The following is a 20,676-nucleotide window of genomic DNA, read 5'->3' as shown; positions in this document are numbered from 1 at the left end:
AGCCCGTTCATTCTTGGATGAATCAGTTTAGATCCATTTTTGTGCGATACTCAAAATCCATCAAAAATTATCTCGCTTTTTCTCAATTTGCTGCCGCAATCATTGTTTCTAATAAAATTTGAGTTTAGGGATGGGCTCTTAATGGGTTCGTATCCTTCGACAAGCTCAGGACGAACGGAACTAAAATCCTAATCATTTGACAATCAAAAGTCGTCCATAAATTTGATTAATACATAACAATAGAAGCTATATCCGGTCATTCAGAAGATTATTCCCTCCCGTTCGTCCTGAGCTTGTCGAAGGATACGAACAAAAATTGTTAACTCAACATGATTTGCAAAAAAATATGTGCTATACTAAAGTATCTGCAGGTTATAATGACGCAACAGAGCTCTCTATTTCATCCCCAACTTCGCTACTCTTCGCCGGGGACCCCGCGTGGAATGAAATGGAATGTGGGGTTAAAATTAGGTAATATAATGAAAATTCGAAGAAAAAAAGGCTTTTTTTCCATCTCTGCCGTTGCAAAAATGTTTTCTGTACACCAACAAACAGTACGCCTCTACGAAAAACAAGGGCTTATTAGCCCCAAACGTTCATCAGGTAACACGCGACTTTTTTCTGAAGAGGACATTGATCAACTAGAAGAGGTTATCTACCTTACCCACGAAATGGGAATCAACCTTGCCGGTGTGGAAATGATTTTGCGGCTCAAAAAGCAGATTAAAAAAATGCAAAATGAGATGAACAAAATTTTTGATACAACCCAACAAGAACTTGAGCAAGAGAATGAAAAGTCAAAAGAGATTGTGCAAAGCAGTTATCAACGCCTTTTACAACTCAAAAATAAAGACGTACAAACAACAACTCCTGGTGCTCCTGTAAATAAAAAAGAGAGCAACAGCGACAAAGATGACACTGTAGAAATGGACAACTGGGAAATTGAATATGAAGACTAAGGAGATACTATGTTTTTTAATATGCTCAAAACTGCCGTCCTTTTAATCATACTCAGCGGATTACTATTACTTGTTGGTGGTCTTATTGGCGGAGTATCCGGAATACAAATCGCCCTCTTTTTATCTGTGATAATGAATTTTATTACATTCTTTTTCTCCGACCGTATTGTGCTTGCCTTATACAAAGCACAACCACTTGATAAAACTCACTACCAATGGATTTATGAAATAATTGAAGAACTTTCACACAAAATGCAGCTGCCTATGCCAAAGTTATGGCTTGTTACCACACCAATGGCGAATGCTTTTGCAACAGGACGCAGCCCTAAACATGCATCAATTGCAGTCACAACGGGAATTTTAAGCCTTTTAGACGCTGAAGAATTACGCGGCGTTCTTGCCCACGAGCTCGCACACATAAAAAACAGAGACACGCTTATTACCACGATTGCAGCAACAGTTGCCTCTGCAATTGGGTATCTTGCATATATGTTACGCCATATGGCGTTATGGGGATCAGTAAGCAGCGATCGTCGTAAAGAAAACCCATTTGCACTTATCTTGGTTAGTATTTTGATGCCTTTTGCAGCAACGCTTGTACAACTTGCCATTTCGCGTTCACGTGAGTACGCAGCCGATGACACGGGAGCACGCTGCTCACATAGCCCATTGGCTCTTGCATCAGCATTACAAAAATTGGAAAACAACGTCAAATACGCTCATATGAATGCAGATGATATGCAACAAACAAGTACAGCCTCTCTTTTTATAGTACATCCTTTTACTGCGCATTCATTGAGCTCTCTATTTGCGACACATCCGCCAATAAGCAAGAGAATAGCGCGATTACAGCAGCTTTCTAAAAAAATGTTTTCATAATGACGCACAATTGTGCAAGGCTGAAATCAGAGTAGGATGTATAAAGGTTTTAAATCACGAAAGGCATAGTATGAATAATGATTCATTTTCACACGACAGCAACTCACAATTCGCACTTTCGTATGAATTACTCCATTTGTTAAAATGGCTTGAGCAGCATGATGCCGATAAACTAAAAAAAATTATCGCCAAGGCTGTTGCCCATGGATTGCATGATGAGATTCAACAAACATCTCTCAACAATCAGAACATTTTAGAAGATATGCATCATGGTATCATTGATTTTTTTGAACTAATGGACACCATTTTAGCCGATGCAATTAATGATCACGTAGAAAAAAAGGCACGAGAAAAAAACTTACTTCCTACGCTCGATTGTTTTGATGCATCGCTACTCGATCACGAAACTGTACGCTCAAGTATTGAAAACACTACAAAAAAATTGGATGCTCATCCACACATCAATGCAAAAGAGCAGTTGTGTAAGGAATTGCTCAAGAAATGGAAACCGCTCAATAAGCAGAGTATGAATTAACAAACAATATATCAAGAACTCTTAAAGGTCTCGAATTTGTCGAGACCTTTACTATTTATAAAAACCCAATTTCTCCAATGCTTGGCGCAACTCAAACAACGGCAACCCAATAATCGTAGAATATGAACCACGTACTGTTTTTAAAAACTGATTACCATACCGTTCAACAGCAATACCACCAGACACATCTAAAAAAGGAACCTTTTCCAAATATGTATCTATCCATTCATCAGGAATAATAAACGAAAATTCAGCTGATACAACATCAGCTACACGTTCTTCAATTTCCCACTTTCCTGATCGCCACACTTTTTTATCCAAGCAAAAAGCAGTGCACAAAAATGATCCTTCCCGCGTGGCTTTTATTTTTGCAACAGCATCAGCCCTATCGACTGGTTTGCCGTGAATCTTGCCTGTTTTATCGTGCGACATAGTATCCGCTGTGAGCACAAAACAAACATCGCCTTCTGACGTGCCATCAGGTAACATAACATGCTGCATTTTATATATAGCAATACTCAAAACAAGTTGTGGCAACGGCAATCCCCAATCGCATTGCGATTCATCTGCATGTTGTTCAACAGTAATATACGGAATGTGAGACTCATCAAGTAACATGCGACGTGGTTGCGACTTGGAACCAAAATACAAAGTGTGTCGTATATTCATAAAAAATCCCCTAATTAAAAATTTTCTTTCAAGCGTACACAGATACAACATAAAGACAAGACGCCTATTGATCAAAGGTAACAAATAGATTACGTTTAAAATATGAATTACCAATACTATACACTCACACATACCATATCTTTACCCCAAGATAAAAGAATTGTCCTTGTTGGCGGATGCTTTGACATTCTTCATTTTGGACATATTCAATTTTTGGAAAAGGCACGTGGTGCTGGTGACTATTTGATAGTTGCTCTTGAGCCGGATGAACGTATCACACAGCACAAAAATCGTCTTCCAATACACACACAGCAAAAACGCGTACACAACTTGTTGGCATTGAGATATGTTGATCACGTCATTTTATTACCTGTTTTGCAAGGATTTGATGACTATCTTCAGTTAGTCCAATCAATCAAGCCACATATTATTGCAGTAACAAGCAACGATCCACAGATGACCAATAAACAAAAACAGGCTGACACGATTAACGCACAGCTTGTTATAGTTAATAATCGAATTGCACATCTTTCTAGCACCGCAATTTATCAACAAAGTATGAATGAATAAGTTCTTATAAACAAAATAAGCCACATGATTAAACATGTGGCTTATAATAATGCATACTATTCAAAAAAAATTGGCTGGGGCGGAAGGATTCGAACCTCCGATCATAGGACCAAAACCTATTGCCTTACCACTTGGCCACGCCCCAAAACTGGAATGTGAAATTTTTTATCTACTACTCTTCATCAGAAAGATGCGCACCACCCTGATCCATGACCGTCTTGTATTCTTGGACAACGCGTTCTTCAATCATGCTACGCGTTTCGGGGTTCAAGGGATGCACAACGTCACGAAATGTTCCATCTTTGCGTTTACGTGATGGCATTGAAACAAACAACCCTTTGACGCCTTCGATAACTTTTAAGTCTCGAATAATAAATGCGTTGTCAAAGACGATGGTTGCGTAGGCTTTCAATTTTTCGCCATCCGTCACCGGAAATACTTTTACTTCCGTTATTTCCATTGCTGTAATCCTTAAGGATAAGTATCGTTTTTTTGCTTCTTTACTGCTCGTATTTTAATGTATATCATTACATGTTTTTGTCAAACACAAACACGCTTTTTTATACATTTTTTATAAAAATTATCCAATCAATCGTGCGACTCTCAATTTTGCTGAACGTGATGATGGATTTTTTGCAATTTCTTCTGCTGTCGGCACCACCACGTGCTTAGTGATTATCTCAAGTTTCCCTTCATCCGCTTTCTCTTTAAAAAATTGCTTCACAATACGATCTTCTAAGGAATGGAATGAGATACATAATAATAACCCATCCGGTTTTAAAACCTGCAACGCACCTGATAAAAACCCCGTGATATTATTAAGCTCGTGATTTACATAAATACGTAATGCCTGAAAAACTTTAGTTGCTGGATGAATTTTTGAAGAACGCTTTCCACCGCGACCAACGGCTTTTTCAACAATCAAAGCCAACTCTCGCGTTGTTTGAATCGGCTTTCTTTGACGCGCTTCAATAATTGCTGCTACTATTTTTTTCGCATGTGCTTCTTGGCCCAATTGCCAAAAAATTTCACACAATTTTGCTTCAGAAGATTTATTAACAACCTGTTCAGCTGTCACCTGCTGATGAGCAGGTGACATTCTCATATCAAGTTCAGAATCTCTATAAAAAGAAAATCCGGCACGCTCTTTTATATGCATTTGAGAAGTGCCAAAATCAGCAAGAATACCATCAACTTTTCCTACTTTTGCTTTTTGTAACAAGCGATATAAATTCGAAAAATTACCCCACAATATACGTAGTCGCTCCTGATATTTTTCTTCAAGTTCAGGTGCATAAGTTTCTATTGATGTGGCATCCCAATCGACTGCTACAACACGACATTCTGGTTGACCATCTAAAATTGCTTTAGTGTGTCCACCAGAACCAAACGTAACATCACAATACAATGCTCGCGGTTGAGGACTAAGGTAATGCAAAACCTCGTCGACCATTACCGTTTTGTGATAAAAAAGCTGCTCATTTTCTTTATTTGGGTTTACCATAGTAATTTATGCTATAACTTTGCAATCTATACTTGTGATGACGTAACGTCACTTTTTGTTGTTAACATCGAAACTAAATTTTCAAGTCCAATGGCACGAGAACCTTTGACCAAAACCGCCGGTTTTGTTTCAAGTTCATTTTCAATTTTTTGTACCGCTTCTTGCCATGAAGTGACAACTTCTACGCGCAATCCAACCGGTGCAGTTTTTTTCACCCATGCAACTAAGTTACCAACTAAAATAACTTTGCTTAATGAAGGAACTTTTCGTAAAAACCGTCCAACCTGTCTATGCCAGAAGGGACTGTTCACACCCAAACCTAACATATCTCCAATGATAGCAATTTTTGGCGACTTTGTCTCTATTTGTTGAAACGCCAACAATGCTGCCTTCATGCTTTCGGGATTGGCGTTGTAACAGTCATTTATTAATGTACCGCGATCATCATTTATAAGCCGTTCCTCAAAGCGTCCGGCAACAATGCACGGTTTTTGTATTGCTTTGATAATGATTTCGTCCGACACACCAAGCCAATGCGCTGCTGCTGTTGCGGTGAGTACATTAAATACTGCTCCAACATGCGGATGGTTGAGCGCAATAGCATATTTCTTTTTATATATTTTGAGAACAAAAGTAATGTGCGATCCTGCGACTCTCATTTTTCTTGCTTGGATCTGATTTGTTGTTTTTGAACCAAACTTAATCACTGGATGCTGATAAGAGACATGGGCTAAAATTGGTTGATCACCATTAATAATACCAATGCTGTTTTCAATGAAATATTTAAAGATATCACGTTTTTCAAGCGCGATATCATTGAGTGAACCAAGTCCGTCCATGTGCTGGTGACCAATATTAGTAATTGCAGCCGATGTTGGTCGTAACAAATACGCAAGTTCGGCCATTTCGCTACGCTTACTGATTCCCACCTCAAAAATAGCCAATTCATGATCCGCTCTCATACGAAGCATATTAAGCGCTAGACCAATTCTTGTGTTCTGGTTACCGTTAGAAGCAAGGTATCTTTTCCCTGCATAGGACATAACTTGTGAAAGAATCTCTTTGGTAGAAGTTTTTCCTACTGAACCCGTAATAGCAATGACTGGACAGTTAAATTGTAAACGCCATGCTGCTGCAAGTTGAACAAACGCTTCAAGAGGATCTTTAACCAAAAGGACCAGTTTATTTTCTAGCCCTTTTATTTTTTTCAAAATTTCTTTTTTTGATTCAGCAACAATTGCACCCGCGGCACCTTTTTTAAATGCTTCAACAATAAATTCATGCCCATCATGATCAACGCCTTTTAAAGCAACAAAAATCTCGCCCGCTTTTATCGTACGTGAATCAATAGAGAATGTCGCATCCTCTGGAAAATGCCCAAATGCAATCGACATTTCAGGCAATGTTTTAATTATAAAAGACTTGTCAAATCGCATTGATAATCTCCGTTGAAAATAAAAAAAATACTACTACAACCTGGTTACACAAAAAACATCTATACATGCTGCTATTCGCTTACTCAATGGCAATAAGATTGCTTTTTTTTTAACATTTGTCAAGTAACAACAGATAAAGTAGTTAGATAATACGTTACCGAATTACTTTTCTTGTCTTACCTCCATCTTGTGGCATAATGAGCCCCTGAGATTCAAGCATGTCAATAATCCGCGCTGACCTATTATAACCAATGCGGAATTTTCTTTGTAGTAACGAAATAGATATTTCATCAATCTCATCCAAGAACAGTCGTACATCTTTATACAAGGCATCATCGGTTGCTAACAAATCTTGCCCATGCACTGCTGTTACTTGATGTAAATCGAGATATTCAACTTTTCTTTGTTTACGAATATGATCAGCAACTTGTTCAATTTCTTGGTCAGAAACATACGCACCATGAACTCGTCTTAATTGTGATGTTGCTGCATCAAGAAAGAGCATATCGCCCCTACCCAACAAACGATCAGCTCCCATTGTATCTAAAATAGTACGTGAATCAATACGCGAAGCCACTCTGAAAGAAATTCTACTCGGGAAATTAGCTTTAATTAATCCGGTAATGACATCAACTGACGGTCGTTGTGTTGCAACAATCATATGAATTCCTGCCGCGCGTGCCATTTGAGTTATACGAGTAATTAAATCTTCGATATCTCGTCCTGCGGTAATCATAAGATCTGCTAACTCATCAATTACTACAACAATAAAAGGTAACTTATCTGCTTGTTTAGAATTATTTTCTCCACTTTTCCGCTCGCCCTGAGTGCTCGCCGAAGTTTCTTGACGAAGGTGAGTGTATCGAAGGGTACGTTCATTGTAATCAGCTATGTTACGAGCACCACATTGCGCCATTTTTTCGTAACGTTCTTCCATTTCTTGCACAACCCACCTGAGTACAGGAGCTGCCTGATGAGGACTGGTAACAATAGGAAATAGTAAATGTGCAATATCAGTAAATGCTGCAAATTCCAATCGTTTTGGATCTATTAAAATAAGTTTTAAATCATCAGGACTTAACTTACACAATAAACTAATTAAAATTGCGTTAAGCGCAACTGATTTTCCTGAGCCAGTCGAACCTGCAATTAAAAGATGTGGCATGCGAGCCAAATCAACAACAACAGCTTCTCCTATGGTTCCCTTACCAAGCACCAGCGGTAAACTACCGGAAAACTGTGTGTATGCCGATTGATTTGTTATCTGAGAAAATAATACATCATGACGTGTTGTGTTTGATACTTCAAATCCAACCACAGATCTGCCGGGTATTGGTGCAATAATACGAATACTCATTGCTTGCAGTGCCATTGCAAGATCATCTTCGAGCACAATAATTTTACTGAGCTTTGTATCAATATCCGGTTGATACTCAAAAAGTGTTACCACCGGACCACGCTTAATGGCAGTCACTTCACCATTTACGCCAAAACGTTTTAGTTTATCTTGAAGAACATGCGCACGGTCTTGTAACTCTTTTTCAACATCATGATTTTCGCTCACATGTTTTTCTGCTACAAAAATATTCATATGTGGCAATGCATATCGTGGAGCTTTTTTTGTAATAGTTGATAACGGTTTTTTTTGTTGAATTTCAGTATTTTCCATGAAATCAGCATAGTCATCCAATGCATCTGCTACGTGTTCATTATTTTTTAGTGGTAGTTGTAGTACAAGGTACGTAATGACCACATCCCCTTTTTTTCCACTGACACGATTCGGTAAAGATGCAACAAAAAAATTAAGTTTTATTGGTTTTTGCTGCTCAACATCAATAAAATCAAACTCTTCTTCATATACATCATCAGGATGCATCAAACCCGTATCTTGAAATGCTCTTCCATCGAACAATGATTGTACAAATCTTATCAACAGTAGTGGTAGCCGTACAAAAAAACTGTGCAAGCATACTCCAATAGCCTGCACAGTTCTGCTGACAACATGGTATTTTTTCATCACCACGTAAACGGCAACGACTGCTGCTATGCACTGTTGTACCACAAACATAAATGACCAACGAAACACTAAAACAAGACTGGCGCACAGACTCATATATAAAAATAACGCCCGACCCAACGGGTCAAAGTAATAAAGCAGTTTTTGTGCGCCAAGCAATCCGATTGTACCACCCGGATAAGGACTCCATGCTAAATCAATACCATACGTGGTTAATACTATTGCACCAATAATCACAAGATATGTGCACGCGCACAAACGCTCCCAATCTGATCGCATTGATTTTTTTGTGAGCGCAATCAGACCTACGCATAATAATGGAATTAATAATAAAAAGGATGCTCCTCCAAAAAGATAATACAATAGTGCCGATATCTGTGCACCAACAAAACCGCCCTGATTAGTAATTTCTCCTGGTTCACTCGTAATATACAACCAAGAACTATCGGTTACATTGTATGAAACAAGCGAAACAACCAAAAATAGTATCATACCTACATACAAACAAAAGCCAACATACCAAATGCCTGTATTTTTTTTTTCATGAAAAAAAGTATTCATAAAAAACTCCTATTAAAATTTTTATAAAAAAAGTTCCACAAAATTGACCATCTTGAAACCACCACCCCATGATGAAATATCAAATAATTTTATAAAACAACCCAGGAACAAAGGCTTTTTAGCCCGTTCAATACACGTAAAAGTCCTTCCACAGCATAATTGCTAATAATTTTTCTTTACAATTTAGATCTGACAATACTATATTGTACAGAGATATAAAAATATGGTTGAATAAAAAAATAAAATAGACCTATTCAATGAAAGGAGAGATCGCACATAAAAAAAAAGTAGTGTACGTCTATATCATTTCACTTTGCTTATTATAAAGAGTGTGAAATCAATTCGTGATATATATCTAAGTCGAGTAAAAGGAGTTGAATTATGAAACAATACTCAAAAAAATTGTTTTCATTGGTTGTGCTTTGCGGCACAGCAAGCGGCATATTACATGCCGATGATCTTCGCGTTGTGCCATTCTTACAATGGCGTTCACAAGGTAGAGACATGGCACGCAAATTATATGGCACAACATCGTATGCCGTATACCAAGGTGACATGGATGCATGTTACGGCACATTTAATGTGACTGTACAATATGACCAAACATTCAGAGGAAAAGAAATTGCTGAATGTCTATTTGGACCTGCTATAGTTAAAAACGTTACCAGCAGTAGCAGTTGCAATAATGACTGTGGTGATGCTATCTTAATTTCTGGTCTTCTAGCAGCTCCAGTAGCTCCTGCAACAACTCGTGGACCAAGAGAGTTGATGGCGGAAAACTTCCTCCTCCCTCGTGATTTCAGAAGTGTTGTAACTTTCTCACCTAAAGTTCAAGACGTAGTTGTTGATTTCAACCTATTCGTTGGACTTGACAGATGGGTGAGCGGTCTTTACTTCAGATTATACGGACCAGTAGTTTGGAACAAAGTAAACTTACGTCCTGAAGAAACTATAGTAACAGCAGGAACTGTGGGTTATACACAAGGCTACTTCGATCCTGCCGCTGCAGTACCACGATCTTCACTATTTGCTGGAGCAGCTGAATTCTTTGGTGGTTGCGAGTTCCCAGGTGGATACGCTGGACAAGAAGTATCAGTTCAACCATTGAAATTTGCAAAATTCTCTGATTGCAACCGAGTAACAACTCCAACTACAAACAATTGTAACAAAGATTGCAATTCATCAAGCCACCATAAAACAGGCTTTGCCGAACTACGTGGTGAATTTGGATATAACTACATCAGAGAAAACTACCGCTTTTTAATCAACTTACAAGCGGCAGCTCCAACAGGAACTAAAGTTAAATCTGAATTCCTATTCCCAGCATATGTTGGTAATGGTAAACACTGGGAACTTGGTGTAGGCATTGGCGGTGCGTGGACAATGTGGCGTAATGAAGACATGGAAAAATCATTCAACTTCATCGTTGAAGCTGATATAACCCACTTATTCAATGCAAAACAAGAACGTACGTTTGATCTTAAATGTAAACCACTCAGTCGTTACATGCTTGCTGAAAAATTGGTAGACAATACTGACAACGATGACAATGACAGAATACTTCAATCAGATGTTCAATTTGCTTCACCAGACGGCGAATATGCACCTGTTGCAAACTTCAGTACACGCGATGTTAAGGTAAGCATTGGCGTACAAGGTGACTTGGTTGCAATGTTCAACTATACATGCCGTGGATTCTCATGGGATCTTGGATACAACTTCTGGGCAATGTCATCATCAAAAATCAAGATTTCTTGTGACGATGATTGCGACACCCGTTGTGGTATAGTACCATTCCCTGTTGACACATGGGCTCTTAAAGGTGATGCAAGCGTAGCTGGTTACAACCCTTCAGATGCTACTAGCGTTCTTATTGGTCTTGCAGCAACAGAAAGTAAAGCAACAATCTTTACTGGAACTAATGCAAGCGCACCTTTTGGCAATGCAGCAGGCCAATCACTGACTAACCCTAACATAGATGCTGTTGTAACTCCTGCAACGTTTAATGTAGGCACTCCTCCTGTAATAACACCCTTATTTGTATTTAACTCAGTCGCTTCAACAGTACCTATAAATACTTCAGTTCCACCTGTATTCATCTCTATTGATGACCTTGATGTAGCAGGCGCTGAACAACGTGGACTTTCACACAAAGTGTTTACTCACTTCAGCTACACATGGCTTAATCATGACAGATGGGTTCCTTATGTAGGTGCAGGTTTCAGTGCTGAATTTGGTAGCCATCATAAAAGTGATGATTGTCCAACTACAACAACTATAGAATGTGATACTTGCCCAAGCGCTGTCAGCTGTGCATTATCTAAATGGGCTGTTGAAGTTAAAGGTGGGGTATCCTTCCATTAATAATGATATGAATCATTGTTGTATTGTTGGGTAAATGTTACCGAGCAAAGCAAACAAAAACGAATACTCAAAAAGGTCTAGCGAAAGCTAGGCCTTTTTGCTTTTGACCCCAATTTCCACTTTGTTTCAATTGGGGACCCCGGTAAAGAAACACGAATACTCATTAGAACAACCTGAAAAACAATTTAAACTGAATTGCACTTACAGCAGCGCAATTGCTTAACTTTTCTCCTTTACAAATGTGATGCAATCGTACTATATTAGGCCGTAAGAGATATAGGTATCACACGAATAAGGAGTTGAAAGTATGAAGAGACGATCACAAAGATTATTATTGTTATTGGGAGTCATTGCATATGCCACAGGACTACTAGCGGATTGTTCTACCGATGGTGCTACAGAATTTCGCGTAGCACCATTTGTGCAATGGCGTTCAGAAGGTAGAGATACTGCACGCAAATTAGTGGGAACTACAAGTCATCATGTGTATCTACACGATATGGAATCATTTTACGGCACATTTAATATAACGCCACAATATGATCAAACATTCCGCGCAAATAATTTACTCGAATGTTATTTTGGGTCTAGTTTAACAAACTGCAACTCAATCACCATTGCTGGTACACAAGCTCCTGCTCTTGATGTAAGAAAAGATTGGATGGCGGAAAACTTCTATCTTCCACGCAATTTTAAAAGCACCATCGAATTTTCACCAAAAGTACAAAACTTTTTAGTTGATTTTAATCTGTATGTAGGACTTGATGAATGGGTTAAAGGTCTTTACTTCAGAATATATGGTCCTGTTGTTAATAACAGAGTAACACTCAATCCGTGCGAATCTATAATACAAGAAGGAACTGTTGGTTATGCACCAGGATTTTTCAGTCAAAATGCAGTACCTGCCAGTACATTACTGCAGTCAGCACTATCATTTTTTAATGGCAACACAACCATTACAGTACCAGGAATCATCACAACTCCTTTACTAAAAGCTAAATTCGCCTGCGACAAACAAAGCACTACAGGTTTTGCAGAGCTACGCGGTGAACTTGGATGGAATTATCTCCACGAGGATTACCACTTTGGATTTAACATTCAGGCAGCTGCACCTACCGGCAAACGCCCTCATGGTGAATTCATTTTTGAAACACAAGTTGGTAACGGTAAACACTGGGAACTTGGTGCAGGGTTAGGAGCTCATTGGACAATGTGGCGCAGCGAAGATGATGAAAAACATCTTGATTTTGTTTTTGAAGCTGACGTAACACATTTATTTAATACATCACAAATGCGTACGTTTGATCTTATCGGCAGACCAAACAGTCGTTACATGCTTGCTTCAAAAATGAATCTTAGACCAACAACAAATCTTTCTGGTAATACAGAACCTGGCGTAGGACCTGGCACAGTAACAGTAGCATCATCACAATTTAATGCAGAATATTCTCCTGTTGCAAACTTCACCACTCGAGATGTTAACGTGAGTATTGGCGTACAAGGCGATATTGTTGCAATGCTTAACTACACTCACCGTGGTTTTTCATTTGATATAGGCTACAATTTCTGGGGTATGTCACACGAGGATATTGAAATTAAAGATTCTGATTGTGGACCAATCTTTCCTATAAATACGTGGGCACTCAAAGGTGATGCGCAAGTATACGGCTTTATAGATATTACGGGAGTTCCTGTTCCATTATCTGGCACAGAAAGCCTCGCAACAATTCATCAAGGAACCAATATTCCAAATGCGGGAAATACCCCAGAAACTGCTGCTACAACAAATATCGGCGTTGATAAGGAGGCACAATTTGCGCAAACATCAATTCCACCTATTGCCGTGATCAACGTTGATCCTGCCGCACCCACCGTTCAAATCAGAACATCAATCCAGCCAATATTTATTACAGTTGATGATCTTAATGTAAACGGTGCAGAAACACGTGGATCATCCAACAAATTCTTTACTCACTTCAGTTATACATGGATTGACCGTGAAGATTGGATTCCATACCTTGGTATTGGTGGGTATGCTGAATTTGGCAACACAGGTCATGATGATGAAAATGATAGTAATAATAATTGTGATCATGGCATAAGTTGCGCATTATCCAAGTGGGCAATTCTTGTTAAAGGTGGCGTATCATTTGATTAGTACTATAAAATAAGCACAGAATTTAAAAAGCCTCTCTATCGCAGAGGCTTTTTTTTGTACCATTGCCTTTTTTTGCCAAAGCTGTTAATGCTGATGTTGTAGTGCTGAGCGCTTAAAAAAAAGGAATTACACATGAAAAAAAAGTATTTTTCCACCCTCGCGCTTTCCGTTACTGCAGTAACATTCGCTCATGCAGAACAACACGTTGCAACTTCTTTCAATACTCGATCAATTTCTCGCAATGCCGCACGTGATCTTGCTGGTTGGATAAATTACATTAATAAAGATAACTCTCCAGATGTTGTGTATGGTGCAATTAGTGTAACACCAGAATATAATCACACATTTAACGGACATAACATAACACGAACTTTATTTGGTGATAATTTAATCGGTGATGGTTGTGCACAACACTTAAAAATTTCTGGTTCACAAGTCACCAATCGCGGACCACAAGATCTTCTGGCAGATTATTTCTACTTACCATCTGATTTTGAAAGCACTGTACGATTTAAACCAGTCATTGATAACGTAATTATTGATTTTGGTTTTTATCTTGGCCTTGATGCCTGGGCAAAAGGACTTTATTTTTGGCTCCATGCACCATTCGCACATACACGCTGGGATATTAACATCAATGAAGATGTCATCGATCCCGGCGTAAATAACAGTATGGAAGGATATTTTACTCCCGATGGACTTTTACGCAGGCAACTCCTTGATAGCTTTACCAGCTTTGTTAATGGTAACACAATACGTAATGTAGAAAACATTACCTTTCAAGAACTCAAGTTTGCGCAAATGAGTTCCGAACGTCTTGTCAGAACGCGAATGGCAGAAATCCGTACAGCTGTTGGATGGAACTTCTTTGCTGAAAAAAACTACCACGTTGGATTTAATGGACAGATTGCGTGGCCAACTGGATTACGACCAGATGCACTATTTTTATTTGAACCACTTGTTGGTAACGGTCATTTTTGGGAACTTGGATTTGGTTTAAGTGGTCATTATAACTTTTGGTGTAGTGAAGATGAATTAAGTCACTGTGCATTTTATGTTGATGTAAACGTTACACATCTTTTCAGAACTCGCCAAGCACGTTCATTTGATTTAACAAAAAATGGTACTCTCAGCAGATATATGCTGGCTATGGAAATGACATCACCTGCAGTAAATTTGCGTGGAGCTAATGGACAAATACCATCAGCACAATTTAACAACGACTTTTTACCCGTTGCCAATATTACTACTCTTGACGTTGAAGTGAGTATAGCTGCGCAAGCAGATATTGTTTTGATGCTCAATGCAACACGTCGTAATTGGAGTTTTGATTTTGGTTACAACTATTGGGGACGATCACCTGACAATATCACACTCCGACAGAATGAATCTTTTGCGGAAAAAACATTCGCCGTCAAAGGTGACTCACACGTATTTGGGTACGTTCTCGGCACAGCAAATGCCGTAGCACTTTCTGCAACACAAGACAATGCCACTGTTCACTCAGGAAAGAATCTTCCTGCAACAGGAACTACAGATCAAACCGTTATAAATAATGCTGCAAAAAACCCAAACATCGATTTTCCACAACCCGCACAAACAAATCCCGCTACACCTCCTGCAATAAATTTACAATATACACCAAACAGCATTCTTCCTACCGATCAAATTAACACGTCAGTGCCTCCAATATTTATTACACGCAACGATCTTAATTTTGATGAAACAGAAACTTCTGGATCATCAAATAAACTATTCGCTCATCTTTCATACACGTGGAATGATAAAACTGAATGGCAACCATATTTAGGCTTCGGTTTTGAAGCAGAATGGGCAAAAACAACAAAGCGCGATTGTAGGCCTTGTGATGATCACAACCCACAATGCTGCGCATCACAATGGGGTGTATGGATTAAGACCGGTGTAACATTTTAATTAGCATGTTAGATCTTATGCATAATAAAAAAAACTATTTTAGCACTGTTCTTTCCCACCATCCTTCGATACACCCCTGCGGGGCACTCAGGACGAGCGGAAGAGAGTGCGATCAGGATAAAGAAAAAATAAATAATTCATCCAACCTCCACTCCGCTCGCCCTGAGTGTTTTTGTCTTCAAAAATGTATCGAAGGGTGCATCATAAAATTAACTTTATTTTTATTTATTTTTTCACTCTCTCTCCATGCACAAAACTCTCAAGTAATTACTTTTATTTCTCCACGCTCACAAGGTTTTGATACACCGCGCGTTGTGTCTGGTTGGGATTTAGTTACGCATTGCCCTACGCAAGAAAAAATGTACAGTACCTATGCAATAGCGATAGAAGCTGCGTCATCTTTTAGACCGGAACGAATCAATCAGTGCTTGTTTGGACAAAATGTAATCCAACGTAATAAAAATGATACAGAATGGAAAGACTTTATTGTTGTATCAGGAAGTCAGACAGAAAAGCGCATACCACAAAAAGATTGGCTTGCAGATTATTTTGGTCTCCCAACTGATTTCAGGAGTGTAGTACGATTTAGACCACGCGTGAATAATGTTATTGTAGAAATGCAATCTTTTTTTGGTTTTAATCATGCAAAAAAAGGATTATACGCTGAATTATTTTTACCCCTTGTCTACACAAACTGGGATCTGAACATGAAAGAATGTGTAACAAATCCCGGTGAAAATGGATATGCTCCTGGATATTTCAATGAAAGTGGAGTTGATAATACCGATCTTCTTAAACAATTTACTCAGTATATTTCTGGATGCAGTGTACCAATTATTAGTGGTCTTACATTCCATCCGTTGATCTACGGTAAAATGTCACCCTGCCAACAACGCGCTGTACATTGCGCTGAACTGCGAGCAAATCTTGGCTACGATCATTTTATACACGATCTGCATCACATTGGAGTAAAAATGCAAGTTGCAGCTCCACTTGGCAATCGTCCAAAAGGTATATATCTTTTTGAACCAATTGTCGGCAATCAACATCATTGGGAACTTGGGATAGGTACAACAGTACACACTCTTGTATGGGATAACCCAGAAACAGATGAAAAAGTTGATTTTTTTGTTGATGCAACAGTTAATCATATTTTTAGAGCTTCACAACGACGCGCATTCGATTTACAAGGAAAACCAAATAGTCGTTACATGCTTGCACAAAAGATGACATCTACCATCAGTGATAATTTAACCGGAAATGGTATAACACCGCTTGCTCAATTTGATAAAGAAGTTACTTCAATAGTTAACTTCACTACCCGTGATATTGTTGTACGAGTCAATGTACAAGCTGATGTTGCATTATATTGCAGTTACACCCACAAAAATAATTATTGGACATTCGGTTATAATGCATGGAAACGTGGATGTGAAAATATATCAATACAAGACACATGTAATTTTCCAGAAAACACGTGGGCAATAAAAGGCGATGCTCAAGTTTTTGGTTTTATTGGTGAACAAAATATTCCAACTGATGTGCCAATTGGAACAGCAGTAGCACTTTCTGCAACAGAATCAGCTGCTACCATAAATTATGGTACTAACTTGCCAAAAACTGGCGTCAGCGACAATGCAACACAACGAGCTATTCAAATTCAAAATGCTCTCAGAAATCCCAATATTAATTTTCCGCAACCTGCATTTGCCGGAAACAACCAACGACTTGTTGCTTCAACTAATGATGTATCGGTAAGCAATCAAATAAATACATCAATTCAACCAGTATTCATTAACAGCATGAACATTGATATCAACAGTGCTTCCACCAGTGGATTTTCTCATAAAATATTTACGCATTACAATCATGTAATAACTACACATGACCGTGCTCATGCTGATATTGGTCTTGGATCAGAGATTGAATTTGGTAGACAAGCAGGACCTCCTCCTGCAATTGGCGATGATAAGTGTATCAACTGTGCACTTTCATTCTGGGCAATCTGGGTCAAAGGTGGTGTTTCTTGGTAGATCTTAGTAATAATAAAAAAAGGGAAGTCATTATGAAGTTTTTCAAAAATACATTATCAATCGTACTATTATTTACTATCAATTCTATAAGCGCACGGGCAGTGGGAGGTTCAGCACAGGCACCCAAACGAGCAACACAACCCCAACCAATACCAGCGAGAATAGTCAATCAACCGCCAGTACAACAACCTGCAGCTCAAAAACAATCATTCAGAGATCTGGTTGCTTACGTAAAAAGTGCAAATAATGTATGGGATGACACACACCTAATGCTCAGAACAGACTTTATCACTACAGTGGTACAAAAAGCACGAGCAGCTCATCTTGATGATTTTCAATTAGAAGCATTGCTACAAACAGCACGGGACTTACATGGAAAATTTTCAGGCAACAGAACACATGACATTCACATACTACAAGATATTAATCAGCAAATAGCTTTAGCTGCCACAAGACAAAAATAATGACTTCATAAAATGAAGGAATTTACATGAAATTTCTTAAAAGCATACTATCAATTATCCTATTATTTTCCACAGGATCTATGAGCCCAAGAACAGTTGGAGCACCTGCAGCAAGACCAACTACACAACCACAACCTGCACCAACTAGAATCACTATTCCTCCAGTGATACAACAACGGCAACAATCTGTAATACAACCAAATACATATGCGCAAGCGCTTGACAACATCAGAACACAAATGACATCGAATAAAGTATTGATTAATAATAATGCATTCACTCAAGAATTTGTTAATTTTGTAAAATCGCTGAATCTTTCCGACATTGAAACCAAAGCACTACTGGAAGCTGGAGCAAATATTCATGCAACATGGACTGATAATGATGAAACCAATAAACAAATATTATTATCTTTAAGAACCAACATTCAATCAATTGCACCAACCAAACCAACACTCCCAACGCCACCGATCGTACAACCTAGACCAATAGAGCAACAAAAAGAACAACTTCCACAAAGAACACCAGTAAAACAAATTTTACCAACTACGATAAAAAATCAAGTTCCTCATGATCTTCTTTTAGGAAAAGTTAAAAAATTGGAAGGTCATGTTGATATCTATGTAGGAGCTGGAATTTCAGCTACCGGAGAACCCATTTACTTTGCTATGGAAAAATTGGATTCTGAAAGAACTAAAGTTTGGAAACAGTATACAAAGGTCCTTTATATGGACTATTATCGCAATGCAACAAAAAAACTTAAAACATTAGTGCAGAATTGTGATAAGACAGATTATCGGGAAAAACAAAATCCATACACTCAAAATTTAATGGAGCAATTGTGTCTTAACAAGAAAAAATTTTCTACTCTATTTAGTGAAGGAAGCGGAATCGGCACCGGAATAGTTGGTTTTGATGAAATGCTGGCCAGGTATAGCAATGATAAAGATGTCATTTATGTTGCCTATGCTTCCAGTCAACCAATAACAGGTCCATTTAAACCTAAAAAAGAAATAAATCTAGATTCTTTTACTCTTGAAGACTTTGAAGCAGCTTATTCTGACATTATCATATGTGTATGCGTTGATATGATGCAAAAGTTAAAAAAACCAATATCAACAGAACACAGGGGTATATTTAAAAATCCGTTTAATGAGATTCAAGGTACGTACAAAAATATAGCCATGAAACTCCACGGTTGGGCTGGAACAGTAGAAGAGCAATTTTTTAATAAAAAATATATGACTGTTTTCCCAACTACTCACGCAGGAAAACTATTGCATAGCTCGATAAAAAGAGGTGGCATGTACCTGGGAACTGATAAAAAACCATTTGAATATGACATCTACTATGAAAAGGATGAAGAACAAATAAAGTTAATAAAAGAAAAATTTTCTCCTATTAAACAAGAACTTATTGGTGACATACCCACTCAATCTCGTCTTGGTGGTTTAGAGGATTTGCACGTTTTTGAGCTGAACGCTTTGTCAAAGTACTATACAGGTGAGTAGCAAGAAGAGTAAGTTGCTCGTGTATCATAATATTTAGACCAAAAAAGAGAGCAGTTTTAAACAACTGCTCTCTTTATAAAACTCTTGATTCGTCACCCTTGTATTATTTTACATTAGAAAAAATTAAGATAAAAAAAGGGGAATTTAGATGAGTTTTTTTAAAAACCTATTACCTATTATACTACTATGCACCATAAGCTCTGTAAGCCCAAGAGGAGTTGGTCAAACAAGACCAGTTGAACAACCCAAACCAACACCAATTAAAGCGATACCTACACCCCCTATAATACGGCAGCAACCTGTAATACAACAAAAATCATATGCGCAAGCTCTTGATATAATAAAAAACCAAATGCCATCTCGTAAAGTGTTAATTAACAATGTATTCACTCAAGAATTTATTGATTTTGTAACAGCACTTAATCTTTCCGAAATTGAGACTACAGCACTATTGCAAGCTGGGGCAAATATTCATGCAACATGGACTGATAATAATGAAACGAATAAAAAAATATTATCGTCCTTAAGAAACAACATTAAATCAATTACACAAACCAAACCAAGAGAACAAATTAAACCAACACCGCAACCTCAACCAGCAAAAAAAGATAGGTCAAGAAAACAACCTCAACCAACACCCCCAGCAAAACCAATCATACAACCAAAACCTATTGTTCCACAAAAGCCTGTTGCTCAACCAAGACCAATTCAAAAAAGCGAACCAATTCAACAAGATATACCAATGCAAGAACACCTCACAACAAATAATCTTGTTATGACACTTGATCCAGAAAAAGCAGAAACGGTACAAAATCTCGCAAGTGGTGCCATGGTAAGTCAAGCAATAGCAACATTATACGAAAAAGCGGCTCCTATCATCATGACAAGCAATGTATTAGAAATCATTCTCAGAATAAAACACATAGTAGGTGATATTAATTTAACGCGAATTCGACATAAGGATTTACAAAATCAATAGCATAGATAACATTTTCTAAAATGAGATCAATCAAAAAAGGAAATGAAAGCTATGCTATTGATTACAATTTTCTATGAAATAGATGAATTTTGCAAACAATTT

The 20,676-nt window shown here is 38.1% G+C and carries 16 protein-coding genes and 1 tRNA gene; 11 read left to right on the top strand and 6 right to left on the bottom strand.

Annotation, left to right across the window (positions count from 1 at the left end; all coding sequences use genetic code 11):
• Window positions 1–479: 479 nt before the first annotated feature.
• From VJJ26_04755 to VJJ26_04745, 3 genes are all read left to right on the top strand, one after another.
• A complete protein-coding gene (locus tag VJJ26_04755) occupies window positions 480–959 on the top strand; it encodes a MerR family transcriptional regulator (protein HLC07468.1) in 480 nt (159 codons plus the stop codon).
• Window positions 960–968: 9 nt separating this feature from the next.
• Complete coding sequence (locus tag VJJ26_04750) at window positions 969–1,838, top strand: zinc metalloprotease HtpX (protein HLC07467.1); 870 nt, start codon at window positions 969–971, stop codon at window positions 1,836–1,838.
• Window positions 1,839–1,908: 70 nt separating this feature from the next.
• Window positions 1,909–2,373 (top strand): hypothetical protein, encoded by a 465-nt coding sequence (locus VJJ26_04745; protein ID HLC07466.1) that lies wholly within the window; start codon window positions 1,909–1,911, stop codon window positions 2,371–2,373.
• A gap of 51 nt (window positions 2,374–2,424) precedes the next feature.
• On the opposite strand, the gene VJJ26_04740 is transcribed toward VJJ26_04745, so the two are convergent.
• Window positions 2,425–3,042: a Maf family protein gene (locus VJJ26_04740; GenBank protein HLC07465.1), complete on the bottom strand. Its 618-nt coding sequence runs from the start codon at window positions 3,040–3,042 to the stop codon at window positions 2,425–2,427.
• 102 nt (window positions 3,043–3,144) lie between these two features.
• On the opposite strand from VJJ26_04740, the gene VJJ26_04735 reads away from it, so the two are divergent.
• Window positions 3,145–3,612, top strand: a complete 468-nt coding sequence (locus VJJ26_04735; protein ID HLC07464.1) for an adenylyltransferase/cytidyltransferase family protein — start codon at window positions 3,145–3,147, stop codon at window positions 3,610–3,612.
• Between the two features lie 71 nt (window positions 3,613–3,683).
• Here the strand turns inward: VJJ26_04735 and VJJ26_04730 are convergent.
• The 5 genes from VJJ26_04730 to VJJ26_04710 form a co-directional block, all read right to left on the bottom strand.
• Window positions 3,684–3,757 (bottom strand) — tRNA-Gln (locus VJJ26_04730).
• A gap of 27 nt (window positions 3,758–3,784) precedes the next feature.
• Entirely contained in the window at window positions 3,785–4,072 is a 288-nt protein-coding gene (gene spoVG / locus VJJ26_04725) for a septation regulator SpoVG (GenBank protein ID HLC07463.1), read from the bottom strand.
• Between the two features lie 120 nt (window positions 4,073–4,192).
• The gene (gene rsmH / locus VJJ26_04720) at window positions 4,193–5,116 is read right to left on the bottom strand and encodes a 16S rRNA (cytosine(1402)-N(4))-methyltransferase RsmH (protein ID HLC07462.1); all 924 of its coding nucleotides are present in this window, start codon (window positions 5,114–5,116) and stop codon (window positions 4,193–4,195) included.
• 26 nt (window positions 5,117–5,142) lie between these two features.
• Entirely contained in the window at window positions 5,143–6,552 is a 1,410-nt protein-coding gene (gene murF / locus VJJ26_04715) for a UDP-N-acetylmuramoyl-tripeptide--D-alanyl-D-alanine ligase (GenBank protein HLC07461.1), read from the bottom strand.
• A 154-nt stretch (window positions 6,553–6,706) separates the two neighbouring features.
• Window positions 6,707–9,130, bottom strand: a complete 2,424-nt coding sequence (locus VJJ26_04710; GenBank protein ID HLC07460.1) for a DNA translocase FtsK — start codon at window positions 9,128–9,130, stop codon at window positions 6,707–6,709.
• Between the two features lie 381 nt (window positions 9,131–9,511).
• Here VJJ26_04710 and VJJ26_04705 point away from each other — a divergent pair, with 381 nt between their 5' ends.
• The 7 genes from VJJ26_04705 to VJJ26_04675 all read left to right on the top strand — a co-directional run bounded on the left by VJJ26_04705 (window position 9,512) and on the right by VJJ26_04675 (window position 20,574).
• Window positions 9,512–11,494, top strand: a complete 1,983-nt coding sequence (locus VJJ26_04705; protein ID HLC07459.1) for a hypothetical protein — start codon at window positions 9,512–9,514, stop codon at window positions 11,492–11,494.
• A gap of 307 nt (window positions 11,495–11,801) precedes the next feature.
• On the top strand, window positions 11,802–13,652 hold the full coding sequence (locus VJJ26_04700) for a hypothetical protein (protein ID HLC07458.1): 1,851 nt from the start codon (window positions 11,802–11,804) through the stop codon (window positions 13,650–13,652).
• A gap of 132 nt (window positions 13,653–13,784) precedes the next feature.
• A complete protein-coding gene (locus tag VJJ26_04695) occupies window positions 13,785–15,587 on the top strand; it encodes a hypothetical protein (GenBank protein HLC07457.1) in 1,803 nt (600 codons plus the stop codon).
• A 17-nt stretch (window positions 15,588–15,604) separates the two neighbouring features.
• Complete coding sequence (locus VJJ26_04690; protein ID HLC07456.1) at window positions 15,605–17,620, top strand: hypothetical protein; 2,016 nt, start codon at window positions 15,605–15,607, stop codon at window positions 17,618–17,620.
• Between the two features lie 32 nt (window positions 17,621–17,652).
• The gene (locus tag VJJ26_04685; protein ID HLC07455.1) at window positions 17,653–18,084 is read left to right on the top strand and encodes a hypothetical protein; all 432 of its coding nucleotides are present in this window, start codon (window positions 17,653–17,655) and stop codon (window positions 18,082–18,084) included.
• 26 nt (window positions 18,085–18,110) lie between these two features.
• On the top strand, window positions 18,111–19,595 hold the full coding sequence (locus tag VJJ26_04680; protein HLC07454.1) for a hypothetical protein: 1,485 nt from the start codon (window positions 18,111–18,113) through the stop codon (window positions 19,593–19,595).
• 148 nt (window positions 19,596–19,743) lie between these two features.
• Window positions 19,744–20,574, top strand: a complete 831-nt coding sequence (locus VJJ26_04675; protein ID HLC07453.1) for a hypothetical protein — start codon at window positions 19,744–19,746, stop codon at window positions 20,572–20,574.
• The last annotated feature ends 102 nt before the right edge of the window (window positions 20,575–20,676 follow it).

The sequence above is a fragment of the Candidatus Babeliales bacterium genome, from assembly GCA_035288105.1.
Taxonomy (GTDB): domain Bacteria; phylum Babelota; class Babeliae; order Babelales; family Vermiphilaceae; genus SOIL31.
This window is presented reverse-complemented; position numbering and strand designations above follow the sequence as displayed.